The 22,296-nt window shown below is 58.5% G+C and carries 22 protein-coding genes; all 22 read right to left on the bottom strand.

Annotation, left to right across the window (positions count from 1 at the left end):
• Positions 1-21: 21 nt before the first annotated feature.
• Positions 22-1,011 (bottom strand): AAA family ATPase, encoded by a 990-nt coding sequence (locus E308F_RS07910; RefSeq protein WP_141265223.1) that lies wholly within the window; start codon positions 1,009-1,011, stop codon positions 22-24.
• A gap of 105 nt (positions 1,012-1,116) precedes the next feature.
• Complete coding sequence (locus E308F_RS07905; RefSeq protein WP_141264405.1) at positions 1,117-1,503, bottom strand: DUF1540 domain-containing protein; 387 nt, start codon at positions 1,501-1,503, stop codon at positions 1,117-1,119.
• 121 nt (positions 1,504-1,624) lie between these two features.
• A complete protein-coding gene (gene hfq, locus E308F_RS07900) occupies positions 1,625-1,867 on the bottom strand; it encodes an RNA chaperone Hfq (protein WP_141264404.1) in 243 nt (80 codons plus the stop codon).
• Between the two features lie 40 nt (positions 1,868-1,907).
• Positions 1,908-2,873: a tRNA (adenosine(37)-N6)-dimethylallyltransferase MiaA gene (miaA, locus tag E308F_RS07895; RefSeq protein WP_141264403.1), complete on the bottom strand. Its 966-nt coding sequence runs from the start codon at positions 2,871-2,873 to the stop codon at positions 1,908-1,910.
• Between the two features lie 56 nt (positions 2,874-2,929).
• Positions 2,930-4,792, bottom strand: a complete 1,863-nt coding sequence (gene mutL / locus E308F_RS07890) for a DNA mismatch repair endonuclease MutL (RefSeq protein WP_141264402.1) — start codon at positions 4,790-4,792, stop codon at positions 2,930-2,932.
• Positions 4,793-4,796: 4 nt separating this feature from the next.
• Positions 4,797-7,391 carry a DNA mismatch repair protein MutS gene (gene mutS / locus E308F_RS07885; RefSeq protein WP_141264401.1) on the bottom strand — a complete coding sequence of 865 codons (2,595 nt, stop codon included), beginning with the start codon at positions 7,389-7,391 and terminating at the stop codon, positions 4,797-4,799.
• On the bottom strand, positions 7,384-8,715 hold the full coding sequence (miaB, locus tag E308F_RS07880) for a tRNA (N6-isopentenyl adenosine(37)-C2)-methylthiotransferase MiaB (RefSeq protein WP_141264400.1): 1,332 nt from the start codon (positions 8,713-8,715) through the stop codon (positions 7,384-7,386). Before miaB ends, mutS begins: the two co-directional genes overlap by 8 nt.
• Positions 8,716-8,821: 106 nt before the next feature.
• Positions 8,822-9,304: a bifunctional nuclease family protein gene (locus tag E308F_RS07875; RefSeq protein WP_141264399.1), complete on the bottom strand. Its 483-nt coding sequence runs from the start codon at positions 9,302-9,304 to the stop codon at positions 8,822-8,824.
• A gap of 43 nt (positions 9,305-9,347) precedes the next feature.
• Entirely contained in the window at positions 9,348-9,791 is a 444-nt protein-coding gene (locus E308F_RS07870; protein ID WP_141264398.1) for a PPC domain-containing DNA-binding protein, read from the bottom strand.
• A gap of 72 nt (positions 9,792-9,863) precedes the next feature.
• Entirely contained in the window at positions 9,864-10,961 is a 1,098-nt protein-coding gene (locus E308F_RS07865; protein WP_141264397.1) for a DUF362 domain-containing protein, read from the bottom strand.
• Between the two features lie 34 nt (positions 10,962-10,995).
• Positions 10,996-12,450, bottom strand: coding sequence for an IMP dehydrogenase (guaB, locus tag E308F_RS07860; RefSeq protein WP_141264396.1), 1,455 nt, complete (start codon positions 12,448-12,450; stop codon positions 10,996-10,998).
• Between the two features lie 157 nt (positions 12,451-12,607).
• A complete protein-coding gene (locus tag E308F_RS07855; protein ID WP_141264395.1) occupies positions 12,608-12,835 on the bottom strand; it encodes a helix-turn-helix domain-containing protein in 228 nt (75 codons plus the stop codon).
• Positions 12,836-12,892: 57 nt separating this feature from the next.
• A complete protein-coding gene (cobC, locus tag E308F_RS07850; protein WP_141264394.1) occupies positions 12,893-13,537 on the bottom strand; it encodes an alpha-ribazole phosphatase in 645 nt (214 codons plus the stop codon).
• Positions 13,538-14,662 (bottom strand): threonine-phosphate decarboxylase CobD, encoded by a 1,125-nt coding sequence (cobD, locus tag E308F_RS07845; protein ID WP_141264393.1) that lies wholly within the window; start codon positions 14,660-14,662, stop codon positions 13,538-13,540. It abuts the gene before it with no gap.
• Entirely contained in the window at positions 14,584-15,534 is a 951-nt protein-coding gene (locus E308F_RS07840; RefSeq protein WP_141264392.1) for a GHMP kinase, read from the bottom strand. The genes cobD and E308F_RS07840 overlap by 79 nt, the downstream gene beginning before the upstream one ends.
• Before the next feature lie 13 nt (positions 15,535-15,547).
• Complete coding sequence (gene cobS, locus E308F_RS07835) at positions 15,548-16,315, bottom strand: adenosylcobinamide-GDP ribazoletransferase (protein ID WP_141264391.1); 768 nt, start codon at positions 16,313-16,315, stop codon at positions 15,548-15,550.
• Positions 16,312-17,373 carry a nicotinate-nucleotide--dimethylbenzimidazole phosphoribosyltransferase gene (gene cobT, locus E308F_RS07830; protein WP_141264390.1) on the bottom strand — a complete coding sequence of 354 codons (1,062 nt, stop codon included), beginning with the start codon at positions 17,371-17,373 and terminating at the stop codon, positions 16,312-16,314. Before cobT ends, cobS begins: the two co-directional genes overlap by 4 nt.
• A complete protein-coding gene (locus E308F_RS07825) occupies positions 17,361-18,773 on the bottom strand; it encodes a cobyrinate a,c-diamide synthase (protein ID WP_141264389.1) in 1,413 nt (470 codons plus the stop codon). The genes cobT and E308F_RS07825 overlap by 13 nt, the downstream gene beginning before the upstream one ends.
• A 14-nt stretch (positions 18,774-18,787) precedes the next feature.
• The gene (cbiB, locus tag E308F_RS07820) at positions 18,788-19,759 is read right to left on the bottom strand and encodes an adenosylcobinamide-phosphate synthase CbiB (protein WP_253260427.1); all 972 of its coding nucleotides are present in this window, start codon (positions 19,757-19,759) and stop codon (positions 18,788-18,790) included.
• A complete protein-coding gene (locus E308F_RS07815; RefSeq protein ID WP_141264387.1) occupies positions 19,740-21,290 on the bottom strand; it encodes a cobyric acid synthase in 1,551 nt (516 codons plus the stop codon). Before E308F_RS07815 ends, cbiB begins: the two co-directional genes overlap by 20 nt.
• Positions 21,290-21,928 carry a precorrin-8X methylmutase gene (locus tag E308F_RS07810; protein WP_141264386.1) on the bottom strand — a complete coding sequence of 213 codons (639 nt, stop codon included), beginning with the start codon at positions 21,926-21,928 and terminating at the stop codon, positions 21,290-21,292. Before E308F_RS07810 ends, E308F_RS07815 begins: the two co-directional genes overlap by 1 nt.
• Positions 21,912-22,295 (bottom strand): sirohydrochlorin chelatase, encoded by a 384-nt coding sequence (locus E308F_RS07805; protein WP_141264385.1) that lies wholly within the window; start codon positions 22,293-22,295, stop codon positions 21,912-21,914. The genes E308F_RS07810 and E308F_RS07805 overlap by 17 nt, the downstream gene beginning before the upstream one ends.
• Position 22,296: the final 1 nt, after the last annotated feature.

Here is a 22,296-nt window from a genome sequence, read left to right as displayed (position 1 = left end):
TCTTAACCCCCGTACCTCAAACTACCGGGAGTTATTATAACAGATCGGTGGTCCCCCGGCAAAGTCGCTTTCACCTTCCTTTATCCCGACCGGCGGCGCCGGCCGCAGCAGGTCTTCCTTTTCAATACTCATTAATTCCTGCCGGGTGAGGGTTTTCTTGTTTACCAGCCGCAGGGCCTGGCGGCGCATGGCCCTTTCGATAATATTGCGCACCATGCGGGCATTGCCGTTATAGGGGTGGCCGAAAAGGACTTCCCGGCGTAAAATTCTTTCCAGTTCCCCGGCAGCCGCCGGCGTAAGCATATATTGTTTTTCCGCCAGCATTAACTGGGCAATGGCCATCAATTCCGGCACGGTATAATCGGGAAATTCCAGCTGGATAGGGAAACGCGAGCGCAGCCCCGGATTTGTCTCCAGGAAATAGTCCATTTCATCTTTATAACCAGCCAGGATAAGAACCATATTGTCGCGGTAATCCTCCATCCCCTTGACCAGAACGTCAATGGCTTCGCGACCGAAATCCTTCTCCCCGCCCCGGGCCAGGGAATAAGCCTCATCAATAAATAGTATGCCGCCAATGGCCTTCTTAAGCTGTTCCCGGGCTTTGTGGGCCGTGTGGCCGATATACTCCCCCACCAGATCCGCCCGTTCTACTTCAATCAGGTGCCCCTGGGTCAATACGCCGAGTTCTTTGAATAACTTCCCCATGAACCTGGCGACGGTGCTTTTCCCTGTACCCGGGTTGCCTTTAAAAATCATGTGCAGGGTATTGGTGCTGCTCACCAGGCCTTCCCGCTGGCGCCGGCGTTGAATCTCAATAAAGGCTCTAAGTTCCTTGATCAAACCTTTAACGTTCTCCAGGCCGATCATCTTTTCCAGCTCGGCCATAACAGCATCCACCCGCCGCCGGCTGTTTAATTCATTTCCCCCGCTCCCCCGGTCGCGCTGGAGGGGGCGAATCAGGGACCTGCTGCTTCCTTTGGGGTTACCTGTGCCAAATTTAACCTGCAATTTTTTCACCCGCCCTCCCCTGCTCTCTCTTTATTTTATTTATACGCACCACCGGGTCGGGCAAGAAAAAAGGCCGGGAGAACCGGCCCTGCCACTTCTTTCCTGTCAGCTTTTGCGCTTAAAGGTAAAACAGTTGGTATCCTGGCTTTCGTCGGCATTAACGCCGACCACATCAATCTTTTCGGCCTTACAGTGGTTTCCCTCCGCCCAGTAAGTACAGGTATTGACGATACAGGTAACAGAGGGATAAAGTTCTCCCCCGGGCAGGAAGGTATTGCTCAAGAAGCCACTCCAGTTGAAATTATCCAGGGAGCCCAGCAGGTTGGCCAACCCCCGGCGGGCGTAAAAGGTCTTGCACTGGGTCTGTTCGGGATTCTGGGCCATCTTACCCTCTTCTTCATGCATAATATCTATATTTCCCGCCGAACATAAGTCGCCGTTCATCCAGTGGTTGCAGGTATTTACTTTGCACTTTACCTTGGGTCCGGGCATATGAGATTCCTCCCTGGTCCTATTTTTTAACCTGGAACCGCAGATTATACCCCTCTCCTGGCTAAACCAAAGAAAAACTCCCCGGTTCGGGCCGGGGAGTTCCGGGGTGGTAAGTATATACCTATTTGGCTTCAGCCTTGCTCTCGGCCATGAGGTTAACCGGCCGGAAAGGCGTGATTGTGGAAATGGCATGCTTGTAGATCATCTGCTGCTTGCCGTCGGAATCCAGGACCACGGTAAAATTGTCAAAGCCCCGTACTATCCCTTTCAGTTGAAAGCCGTTAACCAGGTAAATAGTGACGGGGGTATTGTCCCTGCGCAGCACATTTAAAAACAAATCCTGCAGGTTCCCTGTTTTATTCATCTTTTACCCTCCAGGTTGGTATTTTTTGTTTAGTATAACCCTATTCTACATCAATATCAAGGTATCCTGCAATATAATTAGCAATCTCTGCCGCTATTTCCTCCTGTCTTCCGGGTTCTACTTCCCACCAGCGCAGGCGTGTATCCCGCTTGAACCATGTCAGCTGCCTTTTGGCCAGGCGCCGGGTATTGCGTTTCAAAAGGGCGACGGCATCCTCCAGTTCCATTTCACCGCGGACGTAGGCGCCAATTTCCTTATAGCCCACGGCCTGGAGAGCCGGCAGGCGGTGATCATACCTGGCCAGTAAACCCCGTACTTCCTCTACCAGCCCTTGGGCAATCATGGCATCGACCCGGGCTTCTATGCGGCGGTAAAGCTGCGGCCGGGGCATGGTGAGAGCCACCGCCGCCAGGCGGTAAGGCGTTTCTTGCCGTCGCCGCCATTCTAAAGCCGCTGAAATGGGCTTTCCCGTCATGATATAAACCTCCAAAGCCCTGACCAGCCGGCGCCGGTCATGAAGGTGAATCCGCCGTGCTGCTTCCGGGTCAACTCTTTTTAACTCTTCATAAAGGTATTCATTACCGCGGCTTCGCGCCTGTTCTTCCAGATATTGTCTGATTTTTTTATCCCCGGGCATGGGAGTAAAAAGGTAGGGGTCGACTACGGCCTGGTAATAAAGGCCCGTCCCCCCGACCAGCAGGGGCACGCGTCCCCGTTGAAGGATGGACGCTATGGTTTCCCGGGCAAGTTTTTGAAAATCGGCCACGCTAAAGGGCTCGTCCGGATCCACAATGTCGATCAAATGATGGGGTATGGGCACACCGCCGGGACCCACCCGTTCTGCCGGCGGCAGTTTGGCGGTGCCTATATCCATACCCCGGTAAACCTGGGCGGAATCGACGGAGATTATTTCCGCCTGCAGCCTGGTAGCTACGTGCAGGGCGATGGCCGACTTACCGGTAGCCGTGGGCCCGACGATGGCCGCCAGGGGCTTCTTGGCAGTCAATCGCTACGTTCTCCTCCTTGCCAGCCTAACCTTTATCCCTAATCACCGCCCCCTCCTTATGGCATCCTCAAGGCCGCTGCGCCCTGAGGCCGGTGAAAATAACGGGCAAGGGTGGACCGGTCCAGGCGGACTACAGCCGGCCGGCCGTGGGGGCAGGTATAAGGCCGGCTAATTTTCTGCAGTTCGTCTAAAAGCTTCTGCATCTCGACCCCACTCAGAGTGTCTCCTGCTTTAATTGCTCCGTGGCAGGACAAGATTTTTAAAAGCCTTTCTTCTGCCGGCAAATTTTCGTCAGCCAGAAAATCTTCCAGGACTTCCCTTTCTTTACCCGGCGGCACACCTGACGGCACCGAGCGCAGCAAAAAGGAATTGGCGCCGAAGGTTTCAACTATAAACCCCAGCTCCCGTAAGGTGACAATTTGCTCGACAAGTTTTACCGTCATGGCCGGGGCGAGGTGCAGGGTCAGGGGGGGCTCCAGCATCTGCGCCGGCCAACTGCCAGAGTTAACTCGTTGTTGCAGGCTTTCAAAGCGACAGCGCTCATGGGCCGCATGCTGGTCAATGATATAAAGGCCATCCATGCCTTCAGCCAGGATGTAGGTATTAAGTAGCTGGCCTATGGCCCTTAAAGGCGGCAGGACCTGGCTGTTCGCATCCACCGGTTCTGTTTGTAAGTCGCTCCGGGTATCAATTTCCTTATCAGGTTTTACCGCCCGAACTTCTCCAACCTTTTCTGCCCTATTTTCCTCATCCGCAGGCCTTTCCTTTAATATATATTCTCCCCAAAAACGGGCCTGTACTTCCTTTCGCTGGAAAGCAAAATCTTGCTGGAGGGCCCCCGGCGCGGCCGTCTTCCTTCCCTCCAGCCGTCCAGTGGTTACCTGCGCGGCGGCAGTAGTTGCCGGCGCGACGGCCCGGGGAGTATGCAGGGCCCTGTTTACCAGGGCGGCTATCTGCCGGGCCAGCTCGTATTCCTGCTGAAAGCGGACCTCCAGTTTGGCCGGGTGAACATTGACATCCACCAGGCGGGGATCGATGGTCAGCTGCAGGATAAAAAGGGGATGGCGGCCGCTGGGAATAACGGCCTGGTAACACTCCTCCACAGCGCGGGTGAGGAGGCGGTTAAAAATATAGCGGCCGTTGACTGTTAACACCTGCTGGCTGCGGCCGGCCCGGTGCAGCCAGGGGGGCGATATGAAACCCTTCAGCGTCCAGCCCTCGCCTTCGCCGGCCAGGGGTAGTAATTCCCGGCCTGTTTCCAGGCCGTAAATGGCCGCCACCACCGCCTGTAAATCGCTGTTGCCCGGGGTAGACAGCAGGCGCTTGCCCTCCAGGTGGAGATTGAAGGCTACTTCCGGGTGGGCCAGGGCCAGCCTTTCTACAGCAGCAACGACGGCGCGGGCCTCGCTTGCCGGTTTCTTTAAGTACTGCCGCCGTGCCGGAGTATTATAAAATAAATCGGTCACCGTAACCGTGGTACCGGGAGGGCAGCCGATGGCGGTAATCTCCGGCTCCCCGCCGCCGGCTATCCTTACCCTGACGCCGGCAGTCTCTCCCGGAGGTCTGGTATCCATTTCTACCCGGGCTACAGCCGCAATACTGGGTAAAGCTTCCCCCCGGAAGCCCAGGGTGGTAATCCCCCACAGGTCATTGGCCCGGCGAATCTTGCTGGTAGCATGGCGGGCAAAGGCCAAGGGGGCATCTTCAGGGTTAATCCCCCATCCGTCATCCCGGACACGGATCAGGGTGAGGCCGCCCCCTTTAACTTCGATGGCAATATGCCGGGCAGCGGCATCTAAAGAATTTTCCACCAGCTCTTTTACCACCGAGGCCGGCCTTTCGACTACTTCCCCGGCGGCGATCTGATTGGCCGTCTCGGCATCCAGAATGGCTATCCTGGGACAAAGCTCACCTGTCAAAGGATCATCCCCTGCCAATTTTTACTATTTCCGTCCCCTGCTGGTGAAGCTGCCGCTGCCAGCGGAAAATCTGTTCCATGGCTTCCAGGGGCGTGGCGGCCATCAGGGCGAAACTCGCCAGCTCCTGTAAAACCTGTTTTTCAATACTGGTCAGGGATACTTTCTTTGCTGGTATAACGGCAGCCCGGCTTTCACCGCCCGGCTGGTGTTCTAAAAGCTCCTGGGCACGCTTGAGCACCGCAGCCGGTAAACCGGCCAGGCGGGCCACATGGATACCATAGCTTTTATCGGTACTGCCGGGAACAATGGTGCGCAGGAAAGTTATATCTTCCCCTTCCTCCCGTACGGCTACGCAATAATTCTTTACTCCGGCCAGCTGGCCGGCCAGGGTTACCAGTTCGTGATAGTGGGTGGCAAAGAGGGTGCGGGCGCCGACAACATCATGTAAATACTCCGTCACCGCCCTGGCAATACTTAACCCGTCGGCGGTGCTTGTCCCCCTTCCTACTTCATCCAGGATGACCAGGCTCCTCCGGGTAGCATGACGCAGGATGTTGGCCACTTCCTGCATCTCGACCATAAAGGTGCTCTGGCCGGCAAAGAGGTCATCGGCGGCGCCTACCCTCGTAAAGATCCTGTCTACCACCCCGATCCTTGCCCTGCGGGCCGGCACAAAGCTGCCGATCTGGGCCAGGAGGACGATTAAAGCCACCTGGCGGATATAGGTGGATTTGCCCGCCATATTGGGCCCGGTAATAATATGCACCCTTTGTTCCTGGTCCAGGTAGGTGTCGTTGGGTACGAAACTGCCGTGGGTTTCTACCAGCTCCACGACCGGGTGCCGCCCCTGCTCGATCTGGATAACCATGCCGGTATCTACCTGGGGACAGGTATAATTGTGATCGACGGCCACCGTAGCCAGGGAAAGGAGAGCATCCAGTACCCCCAGGGCGCGGGCCGTACGCTGGATGCGGGGCAGGACTTGCAGCACTTCATCCCGGAGGGCCTGAAAAAGCTCATACTCCAGCTGGACCAGTCTCTCTTCCGCTCCCAGGACCTGGCGCTCCAGTTCCTGGAGGCGACGGGTAACAAAGCGCTCAGCGTTGGCCAGGGTCTGCTTGCGCTCATAATCGGGCGGTACCTGGGGTAGATTCGGCCGGGTAACCTCTATGTAATAACCAAAAACCCGGTTATAGCCTACCTTCAGCGACTTGATCCCCGTCCGTTCCCTTTCTTCAGCTTCGAGGGCGGCTATCCATTCGCGACCGTGCTCTGCCGCCTGGCGCAAGCGATCAACCTCAGCGTTGTAACCGGGCCGGATTATCCCTCCCTCATGGATGCTAAGGGGCGGGTCATCAACAATGGCCCGGCCAAGGAGGTCCACCAGTTCCGTCAAGGGGTCCATCTGTTCCCTGATGGCAAGCAGAAGGCCGGCCCGGACACCTGCCAGCAGCTCCATAACTTCCGGCACCACCGCCAGGGATCCCCTCAAGGACTGGAGGTCCCGCCCGCCGGCCGTACCATAAGCTACCCGGCCGGCCAGGCGCTCCAGATCCCGCACCGCCTGCAGGGCTTCCCTTAACTCCTGACGCAAAATAAAACCGTCCACCAGCTCCGCTACGGCTTCCTGGCGGGCCTTAATAGCCTTGACATCCAGCAGGGGTTGGTCCAGCCAGCGCCTGAGGGTGCGGGCGCCCATGGCGGTGACCGTTTTATCCAGAACCCACAGTAAAGAACCCTCTCGCTTTTCCTCCCGGCCGCAGGCTACCAGTTCCAGGTTGCGCCGGGTGGCCTGGTCGAGGACCATCCGGCTGGTGGCAGCTGCCGGGGTCGGGGCGTCCAGGTGGGCCAGGGAGCTATGCTGGGTAGCTTTCAGAAAGGAAAGAACCATGGCTGCGGCCAGGGCGGCTGCCGGCGGTAATTCCATCTGACTCAATTTCTCCTTACCAAAGTGCTCGCCGAGGGCCTGCCGGGCATCTGCCGGGCCGGCCGCCGGGGCCCAGCTGGTAATTACACCTCTGGTATAGAGCTGCAGGCGCCGGCAAAAGGAGGAATCGGCAGCCAGTTCAGGGGGCAGTAAATACTCCGCCGGCATCAGGCGTACCAGTTCGTCAAGGAGTTCTTCCAGGCCCGGGCAGAGGGTAAATTGAAATTCCCCGGTGGAAGCATCGGCCCAGGCCAGACCGAAGCTGCCGCCTTCACCCACAACGGCCGCCAGGTAATTGTTGCCCTTGGCCGGCAGGGCTTTTTCATCAATTATCGTCCCCGGCGTAACTACGCGGATAACCTCCCGCCGGACCAGGCCTTTGGCCTGGCGGGGATCTTCCATTTGTTCACAGATGGCTACTTTATAGCCTTTAGCTATGAGGCGGGCTAAATAGCTATCGGCAGCGTGATAGGGAACCCCGCACATAGGGGCCGCTTCCTTGCCGCCCCGGGAGGTCAACACCAGGTCCAGTTCCCGGGATACCACTTCGGCATCCTCGTAAAACATCTCATAGAAATCACCCAGGCGGAAAAAGAGAATGCTATCAGGATACTGGGATTTAATCTGGCGGTATTGTTCCATCATGGGAGTCAGGGCCTGTCCTTTAGGCACGGCTGATTTCCCCTTTTAATAACCATGTCTGGGCCCGGGTTAGCCGGACATTGACCAGCTTGCCGGTTAAGTTGCGATCGCCGGGGAAGATAACCAGCTTGTTGGTCCGGGTGCGCCCGCTTAATTGGGAAGCATCAGTTTTACTCGGCCCTTCCACCAGCACCTCTACTTCCTGCCCCACCAGGGCTTCGTTTTTCTTAAGGCTAATCTGGTTCTGGAGCTCCATTAAACGCTTCAAGCGCTCTTTCTTTACTTCCCGGGGCAGCTGCCCGGGCAGGGTTGCCGCCACCGTGCCTTTACGCGGCGAATACATGAAGGTAAAGGCATTGTCAAACTGCACCCTGGCCACCAGGTCCAGGGTCTCCCTGAAATCATCTTCCGTTTCGCCGGGAAAACCGACAATAAGGTCGGTAGTCAGGCTGATTCCCGGAATATGCCGGCGGAGAGAAGCGACCAGCTCCAGGTAATGCTCCCGCGTATAGCCCCGGTGCATGAGTTCCAGGATGCGGTTGCTGCCGGCCTGAACAGGCAGGTGTACGTGCTCGCACACCTTATCCAGGCGGCTGATGGTTTCCACCAGATGGGGAGTAAAATCCCGGGGGTGGGAAGTGACATAGCGAATGCGTTTTAAACCTTCAACGGCGTTGACCATGGTTAACAGGCCGGCAAAAGTAATTTCCTCCTCCAAATCACGCCCGTAGGAATTGACGTTCTGGCCCAGCAGGGTTACCTCAATAACCCCCTGGTCAACCAGGTCTTTGATTTCTTTTAAGATATCTTCCGGCCGGCGGCTCCTCTCCCGACCGCGGACATAGGGCACAATGCAGTAGGTACAAAAATTATTGCAGCCATAGGTAATGGTTACAAAGGCCTGGGCGCCGCGGGCCCGGCGCCGGGGGAGCTCTTCTACCACCGGGCCTTCTTCCTGGACAGCTATGCGAGGCTGGTGCATTTCTTTAACTTCCTCAATCAACCGGGGCAAGTCAGTCAGATTATGGGTTCCCAGGAGCAAGTCGACATAAGGTGCCTGCTGGCGAATCTTCTCGGCGACCCCGGGCTGCTGCACCATACAACCAGCCACGGCAATTACCAGGTCCGGGTTGGCGCTTTTCAGCCTTTCTATCTGGCCCAGTTTACCGTAAACTTTATTCTCAGCCTTTTCCCGCACGCAGCAGGTATCAAGGATAATGACGCCGGCATCTGCCTCATCAGCCACCGGCTCATAACCCGCTGCCTGGAGGAGGTCGGCCATCATTTCGCTGTCCCTTTGATTCATCTGGCAACCGTAGGTGATAATCTTAAAGGTTTTCCCTTGACCCGCCAAACCTGAACCCTCCGGAAATATAGAGTGTAGCTCTTTCTATTATACATTTTCGTAGTCCGGGCTACAAATAATCCCGGCCTTATACCCGGCCGGGATGGAAAACCTGTTAATGCAGGTGCTTTTTATCATCCTCGGGTTTATTATCCTGGAGCATTTGCTGTAATTCCTCAACCTGGTCGGCACTGACCAGGTCCTCGATATTTAAGGTATAGGCGGCTACTTTTTCCGTGATATAGAGGGGTGCGTTGGTCCTGAGGGCCAGGGCAATGGCATCACTTGGCCGGGCATCAACTACTATCTCTTTATCCCCCTGGCGGAGGTAAAGTTCAGCATAATAGGTACCGTCGCGGATATCCTGGACCAGGACCTTTTTGACCTCCACTCCCAGGTTCTCACATAGGGAGCGTAACAGGTCGTGGGTCAGGGGGCGCGGTGTCAGGATACCCTGCATGGCCAGGGCAATAGCCTGGGCTTCAAAGGGCCCCACCCAGATGGGCAGAACCTGAGTTTCCTCCTGGTCACTCAGCAACACTACCGGACTCAAGGTCTGATCAAGGACTATCTGTTTTACCTTCACCGGTATGAGCATTATCCCCACCCCCACTAAGCAAATCTAATAAACCCCATCCATTCTATTCCCACAGATTTAATCCGGTTACCGGGTCATAGACTCGCTCCGGCGGTGCCGGGAGTTCAATTTCTTCGATGAAAACCTCCCCGGCGTAGACAATGGTCCCCGGCAGTAGATGCCCGCCGTAAACTTTTCCCTCGCGGTCGAGGAAAGTCAAGTGGGCATGGACAAAGGGTTTGCCATCTTTCAAGGAAACATTACCCAAGCCGCTTAAAATTTCCATAAGCTGATCCCATTCCAGGGTTATAAAACGCTTTTCCTCTACTAAAAAGTATCCTACTCTGGCCTTTAGTACACTACCCAAAAAGTTAATGGACCCGAAACGCACATCCTCTTCCTCAACAATGCCCTGCAGGGCTTCCAGGAGATCGCAGCCGTAAGCCAGGCGGTAGGCCAGCTGCCGGCCGGGCTTGCCTTCCAGCTTCTTAACATATAAGTTCGCCATTTTTTCCAATCCTCCTGCTAAAAAGGTGTCGATGTCTTTTTAAGTTAAAGTCCCCATTGCCAACTATACTTTTCAGATTTTAACCAGGTTATATTCTCGTGTTCCCAGGCCCATCTCCTCAGCATATTTTAAGAGGGGGGTCCCGTCATACCCACTGAGGGCCAGGAATTTATCTTTGCCTCCCTCGTGGCCGTCCAGGCGCGTTCCCGGCAGGGCGGGCTGGGCATTGGCCAGGTCAAAACTGGCCTGGTCCAGGGCCACCGGGTCCCAGGAAGCCAGGATGCCGACATCGGGGATAATGGCGGCATCATTCCAGGAATTACAATCGCATTCAGGAGCAACGTGAGTCACGAAGTTAAAGAAAACGCATTTGTTCTCTTTATCTTTGAGGGCTCCCCGGGCAAATTCCACAATCTTTTCCTGCAGCACCACCGGATCGCTCTTGAAGCTGGCTTTAATGGCCCTTACCGGGCAAGTGACGGTACACTCGCCGCAGCCGATGCACAGCTCGGCATTGATGCTGGCCTTCCCATTTACGGTAATGGCTCCTGCCGGGCACCAGCGCCGGCATTTTCCACAACCCATACATTTTTCTTCCCGGACCTCGGGGAGAACATCACTGTGCATCATCTGCTTGCCGCTCGGGCTGCCGCACCCCATGCCCAGGTTTTTAATGGTCCCGCCGAAACTCGTCAATTCATGGCCTTTAAAGTGGCTCATGACCACCAGGCTGTCGGCATGGTAAATGGCACTGCTGATTTTAACCTGCTGGAAGTGCTTGCCGTTAACCGGCACCTCAAAATAATCCTTGCCTTTCAAGCCGTCGGCAATGATCAAGGGAGCACCGGCCACAGCATAGGCAAAACCGTTTTCAATGGCCGTCTGTAAATGGTCGACGGCGTTGGAACGGGAACCGACATAGAGAGTATTAGAATCCGTAAGGAAGGGCTTACCCCGGCCGGTTTTAACCAGTTCTACCACCTGGCGGGCGAAGACCGGGTTAATATAGGCCAGATTCCCCCTTTCGCCAAAGTGGATCTTGATGGCAACCAGATCTTCCGGGGCGATGGCCTTTTGAAAGCCGGCTTTACGCCATAAAGTTGCCACTTTATCCACCAGATTCTTCCCTTTTTCTGTCCGCATATCGGCCCAGAATACTTCTGCCGCCATTTGCTTCCACTCCTCTCCAAGTTATGCCCAGGCCTTAAATCCGGTAGTTGGGAGCCTCCTTGGTAATCATGACGTCGTGGGGATGACTTTCCCTCAAGCCCGCCGGAGTAATACGGATAAAGCGACCTTTAGCCTGCAGCTCGGCGATACTTCGGGCACCGCAGTAACCCATACCGGCCCTCAGGCCCCCGACCAGCTGGAAAATGGTTTCCGCCACGGGGCCTTTATAGGGAACCCGGCCTTCAATGCCTTCCGGCACCAGCTTCTCCGCTTCCTCCTGGAAATAGCGGTCTTTGCTGCCCTCCTTCATGGCCGCCAGGGAACCCATACCGCGGTAGCTCTTAAAGCTGCGGCCCTGGAAGATTTCAATTTCCCCGGGGCTTTCCTCCGTCCCGGCCAGCAGGCTACCGATCATAACCGTACTGGCCCCGGCGGCAAGGGCCTTGGTAACATCGCCGGAATATTTAATCCCCCCGTCGGCAATCACCGGTACGCCAAAGGGAGCTGCCGCCCGGGCACATTCGATAATGGCCGTGATCTGGGGCACGCCGATACCGGCAATGACCCGGGTGGTACAAATGGAACCGGGACCAACGCCCACTTTGACGGCGTCGGCGCCCGCCTCGCACAGGGCCCGGGTCCCCTCGGCTGTAGCCACATTACCGGCTATTAGTTCTACTGCCGGAAAGGCGGCCTTAATGCGGCGGACGGTTTCCAGCACACTCCGGGCTTGACCGTGGGCCGTGTCAACGACGATGGCGTCTACCCCGGACCCTACCAGGGCTTCTACCCTGGCCATAGTATCGGCCCCTGTTCCCACAGCCGCCGCTACCCTCAGGCGCCCCCTCTCATCCTTGGAGGCCAAGGGATATTTGCGCGTCTTCTCGATATCCTTGATAGTAATTAATCCTTTCAGGTTGTAATTGTCATCGACCAGGGGCAGCTTTTCGATCTTGTAGCGGCGTAAGATAGCCATGGCCTCGCTTAGAGTAGTACCCACCGGAGCGGTTACCAGGTTTTCTTTGGTCATGACTTCCCTGATGGGCCGGTCATAATTCTCCTCGAAGCGGATATCCCGGTTGGTGATGATACCCACCAGCTTGCCGTTAACCGTAATGGGTACCCCGGAAATGTGATAATGCTCCATTAAGGCCACGGCATCCCGTACCTTGTGGTCAGGCGTCAGGGAAATGGGGTCGGTAATGACCCCGTGTTCGGAGCGTTTAACCCGGTCAACTTCTTTTGCCTGGCGCTCAATGGACATGTTCTTATGGATAACCCCGATACCGCCTTCCCGGGCCATACTGATGGCCATCCTGGCTTCGGTTACAGTGTCCATGGCGGCACTTACCAGGGGAGTATTGAGGCGAATATGGCGGGTGAAATTGGAGCTGATGTCCACTTCCCGCGGCAGGACTTCCGATTCACCCGGTACCAGCAGGACATCATCAAAAGTCAACCCTTCACCAATAATCTTATCCGTTGACAAGTTCAAGCCCCCTTACAGGACCAAATTATTGTTTAATTATACCATAAACAAGGTAGCCAGTACCAGCCGCCTGTCCTGTCCAAGCTGATCAGGGTTGTTCCTAATTATACCTGATATCAGCTCCCAGAGGAAATAAAAAAATAGCCGGGAAACCCGGCTAATCCTGCCCCATGATGGAATGAAGCCCGTAACGTTCAAAATGGTCCCGCAGGCGAAAAATAACCTGACAATCCACCCCAAATTCGGCTGCCAGTTCGGTATCGGAGCGGTTGGCAGCCAGTCCGGCCAGGAAGCGGTCAAAATCCACCCCGACCTCAGCTGCCATTTCTTTTAAGCCGGGCCGGGTGCTCCAGGGCACTCGCGCGGGCTTGAAGGTAGGATCCACGGCAAACACCTCCTGGAGGTAGTTTGCCTTAAAGGGTATCCTTTTACCCTGGATTGATTATAAAATACCGCTGCCGTCGGGCCCGCCCATGGTTTCCAGGTGGTGAGTATCATTTAATAGCACCAGGATATGCTTATCGTCATAACAATCGACAATACTCACCCCGGTGTTGTCCAGGCGAAAGCGCCAGACAGCAGTTAAATCCAGCCCCAGGATGGCGCAGATAAGGGCCCTGAGACTGCCGCCGTGGGCGACGAGCAGGATATTGCGCCCCTTTTCCTGCCGGACGATCCCGTTAAAGGCTCGCCATGCGCGCTCCATGACCTGCCGGAAACTTTCACCGCCGGGGACAATCTTATTAGCAGGATCCCGCCGCCATGCTTCCCACTCGCAGGGGAAGCCCGCCACTATCTCCTGGTAGGTCAGGCCTTCCCAGGCGCCAAAGTTTATTTCCCTTAAGCCCGTAACTGTATTAACTTCCAGGCCGTGGGGGGCGGCGATGGTGGCCGCCGTTTCCCGGGCCCGGCTGAGATCGCTGCTGTAAACACCGTCCAGGGAAACATGGCGAAAACGTTCGCGCAGCAATTCCGCCTGCTGCCGGCCTCTCGGGCTCAAAGCTACATCCGAATGCCCCTGGTAGCGCCCCGCGTTGTTCCACTCCGTTTCACCATGGCGGACCAGGTAAACCCTTGTACCTTCCAATTAACTCTCCTCCACTGCTCTCTTTAAAGCGCGCAAGAGCTTCTGGTTGGCTCCCCGGTCAAGTACGGCCACACGAAAATAGGCGGGCCCCAGGCCGGGAAAAGAAGAACAGTCGCGAATTAAGATGCGTTCTCGCACCAGCTGCGCTGCCAGCTCTGGAACCGTCAGGCCGCTGGCGGAAATATCCGTCAGGATAAAATTAACTTCGGGATGATAGGGCCGGAATCCTGCCAGCCCCGCCAGCCCATGATAAAGATATTCTTTTTCCCGCCTTATTAATTCCCGGGTCGCCTTCAAATACTCGCCGTCGGCTAGGGCCGCAACCCCGGCCATCTGGGCCAGGATATTAACGCTCCAGGGGTCCCGCCGCGCTTCCAGCCTGGCCGCCAGCTCCGGATGGGTCACCCCGCAGCCCAGGCGCAGCCCCGGCAGGGCAAAAATTTTTGTCAGGGAGCGCAGGGTAAATAAACCTTCCCTGGCAGCCGCCCGGCTGCCCAGGGAAAGTTCCGGCCAGTTGGGGAGGAAATCGAGGAAGGATTCATCGACAACAAGAAAAACGCCGCGCCGCCGGCAGAGTTCCACAATTTCTTTCAAAACCGCTTTCTCCAGGAGCTGGCCAGTGGGGTTGTTGGGATTGCATAAAAAGGCGAGATCTATTCTTTCCAGCTTTTCCCGCCAGCGGTCTATATCCAGGGCAAAGGAAGAGGCAGGGTTGAGCTCCAGCGTCACCACTTCGGCGCCGGCAGTTACAGCGGCGCGGCGATATTCGCTGAAGGTCGGCTCGGGGATAAGGACGCGGCGCGGCTTTAAAGTCTGGCAGATGAGATAGATCAATTCCGTAGCTCCATTGGCGGCAATAACGGCGGCCGGTTCTACCTGCAGATAATCAGCCAGGGCCTTTTTTAACTGCCGGCAGCGGGGATCAGGGTAGCGCCGGATGGCCGGCAGGTTCTGCTGCAAGGTTTCGAGGACCCTTGCGGGCGGCCCCAGGGGGTTGATATTAGCACTGAAGTCCAGTATTTCTTCCGGCTGCCAGCCGTATTTTTCTACCGCCCCCTGCCAGTCGCCGCCGTGAACCGGCCTGCCCAGCTTCCTGCCGCCATTACCTCTTTGCCCGTAAGCCATAATTCATCCCTGGCCTCCACTCCACCACCGGTCATGGTAGCCCGGATAAAATGTACATAGGGAAATACTGCCCGGATTTTTCTTTCCAGTTCATCGCTATCTACTTCTCCAGGTCGATAGAGGATACCTGCCACCGTACCGCTGTGGGCTACATTTACCCCCAGGGCTCCCAGGCCGGTAGCCAGCTCCACCAGGGTTTCCAGTTCCGGTTTATGGAGAATTTCCTGGTTGGCCAGGGCGCTTAAAGTAGCACCCCGGGCGATTAATTCCACCCGGCCGGAGGCCAGCCCTTCCCGCACCAGGGCCACCGCCCGGCGGACAGCCCCTTCCTTGGCCCGGTTTAAAGCCATAAGATCGCGGCGCTGGTTAAAGAGGATGGTATCAACCGTGCCGCCCAGATCGACGATTAAAATGGCCAGGGGCGGCGGTTCCCCTAAACTCTCCCAGAATTCACCCCGGAGGTGATCAAAAAGGACAATACCCGGTAGGAAGGTACCGTCACTCGGTTCAATGGCCAAGGCGATCCTTTTAATCTCTTCCAGGGATAGTTCGGCTCCCAGGGCCCTGGCTGTAGCCGCGGCTGCCGCCGCCACATCGGCTGTACTGCTGGCCAACCCCTTGCCCGGCGGCAGGGGGTTGTTTATGGTCAACCGGGCGCCCCACTGCTTTTCTCCCAGCCGGGCCATGGTCAGGCGTGCCGCCGCCAGAGCCTTACTCTTGCCGGGAGGACCCTGAAAGCGGCCCCCGGGGACCAGAGTTACAGTCGCTTCGGCACTAATATTAATCGGGCAGGTAATGAGGAAGTATTTACCGTCGACCATCCCCTGCACTAATTCGCCGCAGGCACCACGGGCCAGGGCTACGCCCTGCATGGCTTCCACCCCCTTACCACGGCCTGAAAAAATACGCCGCCAGGATAAAGACCTCGGTTATTTCGGCCAGGGCACCGTAGGTATCGCCGGTCAGCCCCCCCAGGAGCCGCCGGATCCAGTTGCACCAGCCCAGGGACACCAGGCCCACCAGCAGCAGGTAAACCAGGCCCGCAGGTCCCATTATCAACCAGCCCAGCAGGGCAGTTATCAGGGTGGCTGTAACCAGGCTGCGGCGGCCCCGGCCGGCCTGGAAAAGGGTGCCCAGCCCTTCCTTGCGGGCATAAGGGAAACAGGTCAGGGCCGGTACCATGGCCCAGCGGCTCAAGACAGGCATCAACACCAGCGACGGCGGTAGCGGCAGCCCGGCCAGCCAGAGGTGCCCGGGCGGCAGGGCCGCCAAAAGGCTGTATTTTAATACCAGCAGGGTGACTACTGCCGTTACGCCGTGGGCACCCACATGGCTGTCTTTCATGATGGCCAGGATGCGTTCCCGCTCCCGGCCGGAAAAAAGGCCGTCCATGCTGTCGATAAAGCCGTCCAGGTGCAGGCCGCCGCTTAAGAAAACCGCCAGGGCCAGAACCAGGCCGGCCCGGGCGGAAGCAGGGACCAGGTAGCTCAATGCCTGCCAGGCACCGGCAAGGATTAACCCTAAAAGCAGCCCTACCAGGGGAAAATAGGCGACGCTCCTTTGCCAGGCTTCCGGAGGATTATCCCCGCTGCTTAAACGGATACGTGTCAAAAACTGGAGGGCGGCAAGGAAGGCATTGAGCTGGCCTTTCAACTGTCAAGCGCCCCTGAAACGCCGGCCTGGCTGAAGGTAGCCATCTCGTGGTAGATCTTAATGGCTGCCTCGACCAGGGTCATTCCCAGGGCGGCCCCGGTACCCTCGCCCAGGCGCATCTGCATGGTGAGCATGGGCTTAAGGCCCAGCAGTTCCAGGGCGGCTGCATGCCCGGGTTCTTCGGAAAGATGGGAGGCCAGGATGTATGCTTTGGCCCCCGGTGCCAGGCGGGCGGCCACCAAGGCTGCCGCTCCGGAAATAAAGCCGTCGATAAGCACCGGTACCCGGCCGGCTGCCCCGGCCAGGATAACCCCGGCCATGCCGGCAATCTCCAATCCCCCTACCTTGGCCAGGACATCCAGGGGATCTTCGGGATTGGGGCGATTTACTTCCAGCCCCCGGCGAATGGCATTAATTTTTAGCTGCAGGCGTTGATCATCAACCCCCGTCCCCCGGCCGGTAATTTTGTCTAGCGGCAGGCCGCTGAAGGCGGCCAGGATGGCCGTGCTGGGGGTGGTGTTGCCGATGCCCATCTCACCAATGCCCAGCAGATCGCTGCCGGCGGCAATTTTCTCATTGGCAACCTCGATACCGACTTCCAGGGCGGCAATGGCCTGCTCCCTGGTCATGGCCGGGCCCCGGGCCAGGTTGGCCGTACCGGGGGCTACTTTTCTTTTCAGTAAACCCGGGAGGTCCGGCAGTTCGGCAGCCACCCCGACATCCACCAGAACCAGTTCCGCCCCGGCATGGCGGGCCAGAACGTTGATTGCCGCTCCGCCATTAACAAAGTTCATTACCATCTGGGGTGTAACTTCCTGGGGAAAAGCACTGACTCCCTCAGCTACCACCCCATGGTCCCCGGCCATGAGGATATGGGTCTTGCGGGATAACCGCCGCGGCACTTCTCCTTTAATCCCGGCCAGCTGCCGGGCAATTGCCTCCAGGGTCCCCAGGCTTCCCGGCGGCTTGGTGAGGTCGTCGAGGTGGGCCTGGGCCCTGGCCATGGCCTCCTCATCCAGGGGTTTGATGGCGGCCAGAGTCTGGTTTAATAATTGCACGAAGCATTCCTCCTCCGGTAGGTTTTAAAAAATCTCCTGCATGCCGCCAGGAAATTGGCTGCGGCCTGCTGGTTGCCCAGGAAATGTAAATGCAGGTAAGAAGCCAGCAGCCCACGAGTGGCGTAACCTTCGTAGTACAGGTTCCCCCGGGCGTACCAGGTATAAGCAGGCGGGAAGTCTGCGGCCATACCGGTCAGCAGCGAATAGTGGAACTCGTGTCCCCGGACCGGATCGCCTTTCTTGCCCAGGAGGTTATCCTGGTATAAAACGGCTTCCCGGTAGCCCAGGCCGGCCAGTTTGGCCTGCATCCGGCAGTCCGCCGGCACTATCCCGGCCAGCTTCCAGGTGCGGCCCTCCAGGTCGGTTATCCCCCGGGTCAAGTACATGAGGCCGCCGCACTCAGCATAAACCGGCATACCTTCAGCTACCCGCCGGCGCAGGTCGGTAAGCATAGGCTGGTTGCCTGCCAGGTGGTCCAGGAAGATTTCCGGGAAACCGCCGCCGATAATCACCCCGGCGGCTTCCCCCGGCAGCGCGGTATCGTGTAAGGGACTGAAGGGTATCAGCTCGGCTCCCAGGGCTGTTAAATAATCCAGAGCATCCTGGTAGTAAAAGGTGAAGGCCTCATCCCTGGCGACGGCCACCGGCACCGGCCCGCCGGCCTGCAGGGCTGCCGCGGCAAAGCTCCGGCTCGCCCCGACCGGTGCGGGCCCGGCCTTTGCGGCCAGGGAAACAACCTCTTCCAGGTTGATGCCGGCCGCCACGGCAGCAGCCAGCTCCTGCAGAACCCCTTTTAATCCCTTTTGCTCTCCAGCCGGGATCAGCCCCAGGTGCCGGGAAGGCAGGGCCGGTAAAGCTCCCCTTTTGAGCCAGCCCACCACCCTTATACCGGTATATTCTTCAATGGCCCGGCAGAGCAGCTGCAGGTGGCTTTCGCTGCTGACCCGGTTGAGGATCACCCCGACCAGGTGCACCCCGGGATCAAAGTCCCGGTAACCCAGGATTTCGGCGGCTGCACTCTGGCCCAGGGAGGTAGCGTCCACGACCAGGAGGACCGGGGCGGCCAGCAGGCGGGCGACGGCCGCCGTACTGCCGCTGCCGTTGCTCCTGTGGCCGTCATAGAGGCCCATGACACCTTCGATAATGGCTATCTCAGCCCCGGCGGCAGCCCGGGAAAAAGCCTCCAGGACGTTTGCCGGAGACATTAAAAAGGTGTCCAGGTTGCGGGAGGGCCTGCCGGTGGCCAGGGTATGGTAGCCGGGATCGATGTAGTCAGGCCCGACTTTAAAGCCCTGGACTTTCAAGCCCCTGGCCGCCAGGGCGGCCATTAAACCGGTGGCGATGCTCGTTTTGCCCACCCCGCTGCGGGTGCCGGCAATAACAATCCGCTTGTGGCTCATACAGGTGCTCCTTTTTAGTACCAGTTCCCCTTAAGGCCCAGGATTAACCCGCCGACCAGGGATACTAATAGCGTGGTCGCCGCCATGAGGCAGACAGCCTGCGAGATATGCTCCTTCCTTAACGCCTGTCGGGCCTCGCCGATCAGGGGGCGCCGGGATGGTCGCCCCTGGTAGTAGTTGAGGCCGCCCAACTGCACCCCCAGGGCACCGGCTACCGCTGCCTCCGGAAAACCGCTGTTGGGGCTGGGGTGCCGGCGGGCATCGCGCCGCATAATCGTCCAGGCCCGCCGGCCATAACCCAGCAGGGCGGCCGCCACACATAAGGCTATCCCCGTTAGCCTGGCGGGAAGATAATTGGCCACATCGTCCAGCCGGGCCGCCGCCCGGCCGAAAAAAAGGTAGCGGTCGTTTTTATAACCCAGCATGGAATCCAGGGTGTTGACGGCGCGGTAGGCCATGGCCAGGGGCACACCGCCCAGGAAAAAATAGAACAGGGGAGCGATAACGCCGTCGCTGGTATTCTCGGCTACGGTTTCCACCGTCGCCCGGACCACTTCGCCTGCCGAGAGGCCGGCCGTATCCCGGCCGACAATGTAGCCCACCTGCCGGCGGGCCTGCAGCAGGTCGCCTGCCGCCAGGGAGCGGGCAACTCCCGCGGCCGCTGTCGCCAGGCCACGGGGAGCTATGGTTGTAGCCAGCAGCCACGCGGCCAGCAATACCTCCACCCAGTAATTAATCCGTCCGGCTGCTGCCAGCAAGCCCCAGGTGATGGCCCAGCTGGCGCCGACGATGCCGACGACTACCACCCCGCCCGTAACTAACAGGTAACCCTGGGAAGCATTTGGCCGCCACAAAAGTTTTTCCAGGGCGCTGATACCCGCACCCATGACCTGGGTCGGGTGCAGGAGCCAGGGCGGATCCCCCACCGCCAGGTCCAGGAGGAGGGCCAGGACCAGCAAAAGGACGCTAGGCTCCAAGGCCGTCACCTGCCAGGGGCCGGTCCAGACCCATGATCGCCGCCAATCGTTTCAGATCTAAGTGCCTGGCCACCACGGCAGCCAGGGCGTCAAAACGGCGCTCCTGGTCGGCGGTAAAGTCCAGACCGCTTTCCCTGGCCGGCAGGCCGCGCCTGGCCCTTAAAGCGGCCAGTACCCGGTGGCGGAAGGGATCGTTGTCCCAGATACCGTGGATATAGGTACCCCAGACCAGCCCGTCAGGACTTTGCGCCCCGTCGTCAATGTCGACCGGGTTGTTCCCGCGCCGGGTAATTTTAAAAGCCGGCCGGCCTCCTACCAGGTAACTGGCCCCCATATGAATCTCGTATCCTTTTACTTCCAGGCCGTGCAGCGGCCCCAGGAAAGGTCCCGTACCTGTTACCCGTCCCTGTACCAGGTTGGTGGCCTTGGTAGGTTGAAATACCGTCCGCACCGGTAAGAGGCCAAGCCCGGCGATACCGTCGTGGTCAGTCTCCACATGGCCAGGGTCGGCGATCTCCCGGCCCAGCATCTGGTAGCCGCCGCAGATGCCCACCACCGGGGTCCCCTGCGCCGCCAGTTCTTTGATGGCCTCCTCCAGGCCCCGCTGCCGCAGCCATAAAAGGTCGCCGATGGTGTTTTTGCTGCCCGGCAGGATGATGAGATCCGGCTTCCCGAGGGCACTTTTATCCTCTACATAGCGCAGGTTAACGCCGTCTTCCCGTTCCAGGGCGTCAAAGTCGGTAAAGTTGGCAATACACGGGAGCTTGATTACGGCTATTTCCACCTCGCCGGGAGCGGTGGGACGGCCGGAGGCTCCTTCCAGGACCACGGAATCTTCTTCCGGCAGGCCGTGGGCCAGGAAGGGTATAACTCCCAGGACGGGCTTGCCGGTCTTCCTTTCCAGAAAATCCAGGGCCGGCTGCAGCAAATCCATATCGCCCCGGAATTTGTTAATAATCAACCCGGCCACCAGCTCCCTCTCGTCGGGGTCCAGGAGTTCCAGGGTCCCGACAATGGCCGCCAGGGCGCCGCCGCGGTCGATATCGGCCACCAGGAGCACCGGCGCCCCGGCCATTTTGGCCACCCGCATATTGGCGATTTCATGGGCTTTCAGATTAACCTCCGCCGGGCTGCCGGCGCCTTCAATGACGATAACCTCAAATTCCCTGGCCAGGGTGGCATAAGCCGCCTCGACGTGGCGCCACAGTTCCTGGTTAAAGTTCCCGTGGTACTCCCGGGCCCCCAGGTTGCCCACCGGCCTTCCCAGGAGGATTACCTGGGAGCGGGCGTGGGCCGTGGGTTTAAGCAGGACCGGGTTCATTTCCACCCGCGGCTGCACCCCGGCCGCATATGCCTGCACCAGCTGGGCGCGCCCCATTTCGCCGCCGTCCGGGGTAGCGCCGGAGTTGAGGGCCATGTTCTGGGACTTAAAGGGAGCAACCCGGTAGCCGGCGCGGTAAAAAATCCGGCACAGGGCCGCCGCCAGGACACTCTTGCCGACATTGGAACTCGTCCCCTGGAGCATAACTGCCCGGGCCATTAATGGTCACCTTCCCCGTCCCAGGTCAGGTGCAGCAGGGCATTGACGGCGGCAACCGCCACCGTGCTGCCGCCCCTGGTACCCCGGACGGTGACAAAGGGTATGCCGGCCGTTTCCAGGGCCGCTTTAGCTTCCGCCGCTCCCACGAAACCCACCGGCGTGCCGATTACGGCCGCCGGCGCCGCCCGGCCGGCGGCCATCAATTCCAGCAGGCGGAAAAGGGCCGTGGGGGCATTGCCGATGGCCACAACGGCTCCCGCCATCCGGGGTGCCAGGTATTCCATGGCCGCCATGGCCCTGGTCACCCCCCTGGCTGCTGCTGCCTCGATGACCTCCTTTTCCCGGATGGCACAGATTACCCGGCCTCCGCCCCGGGCAAGTAAAGGGCTGCTGATCCCCTGGCGCACCATTTCGATATCGGTGATGATATCCGCCCCCCCGCGCAGGGCCGCCGTCGCTGTCTCAACCAGCCGAGGGTGAATGACTACCAGCCGGGCATAATCCAGGTCACCGGTGGCATGGATGATCCTGGTTACAATAGCCCTTTCCCCGCACCCCAGGCCGAGGTCCCCCACCCGGGCCGCTATGATCTCCCGGCTGTGGGCCTCAATGGCCCGGGGATCATGCAGATACGACACCGGGGGCCACCTCCTGGATGCGCTCGACAATAACCTCGGCGATTCTGCGGTCGGCGCCCAGGTTGGTGCCATAGATCAAGGTAGTGTCCGGGAAACGCTTCCGGGCCGCCTCCAGCAGCTCGGGAATGTCCCGCTGGACATGGAGGCCGTTGCAGAAGAACATTGGTATCACAATAATTTTCTGCAGGCCTTCTTCCACCAGCATGGTAATCCCTTCCATGAGATCCGGGTGGGTGCGCATCATATAGCAGGGCTGTACCCGCATCCCCCCCAGCATTTCCTTTACCTGGGCCGCCAGGAGTTTTAGGTGCTCGTTGGCCTCCGGTATGCGGCTGCCGTGGCCCAGTAAAATAATACCCGTGCCCATT

The organism is Moorella sp. E308F, assembly GCF_006538365.1.
Taxonomy (GTDB): Bacteria; Bacillota; DSM-521; order Neomoorellales; family Neomoorellaceae; genus Neomoorella.
Note: the sequence above shows the minus strand (reverse complement) of the source record. Positions and strands in the feature narration are given on the sequence as shown.

Bases quoted from the DNA above. Each gene is read 5' to 3' on its own strand.
- E308F_RS07905 (WP_141264405.1), bottom strand. From the start codon at position 1,503: ATGCCCGGACCCAAGGTAAAGTGCAAAGTAAATACCTGCAACCACTGG.
- hfq (WP_141264404.1), bottom strand. From the start codon at position 1,867: ATGAATAAAACAGGGAACCTGCAGGATTTGTTTTTAAATGTGCTGCGC.
- E308F_RS07875 (WP_141264399.1), bottom strand. From the start codon at position 9,304: ATGCTCATACCGGTGAAGGTAAAACAGATAGTCCTTGATCAGACCTTG.
- E308F_RS07870 (WP_141264398.1), bottom strand. From the start codon at position 9,791: ATGGCGAACTTATATGTTAAGAAGCTGGAAGGCAAGCCCGGCCGGCAG.
- E308F_RS07865 (WP_141264397.1), bottom strand. From the start codon at position 10,961: ATGGCGGCAGAAGTATTCTGGGCCGATATGCGGACAGAAAAAGGGAAG.
- cobD (WP_141264393.1), bottom strand. From the start codon at position 14,662: ATGGCTTACGGGCAAAGAGGTAATGGCGGCAGGAAGCTGGGCAGGCCG.
- E308F_RS07840 (WP_141264392.1), bottom strand. From the start codon at position 15,534: ATGCAGGGCGTAGCCCTGGCCCGTGGTGCCTGCGGCGAATTAGTGCAG.
- E308F_RS07825 (WP_141264389.1), bottom strand. From the start codon at position 18,773: ATGAGCCACAAGCGGATTGTTATTGCCGGCACCCGCAGCGGGGTGGGC.
- E308F_RS07815 (WP_141264387.1), bottom strand. From the start codon at position 21,290: ATGGCCCGGGCAGTTATGCTCCAGGGGACGAGTTCCAATGTCGGCAAG.
- E308F_RS07805 (WP_141264385.1), bottom strand. From the start codon at position 22,295: ATGGGCACGGGTATTATTTTACTGGGCCACGGCAGCCGCATACCGGAG.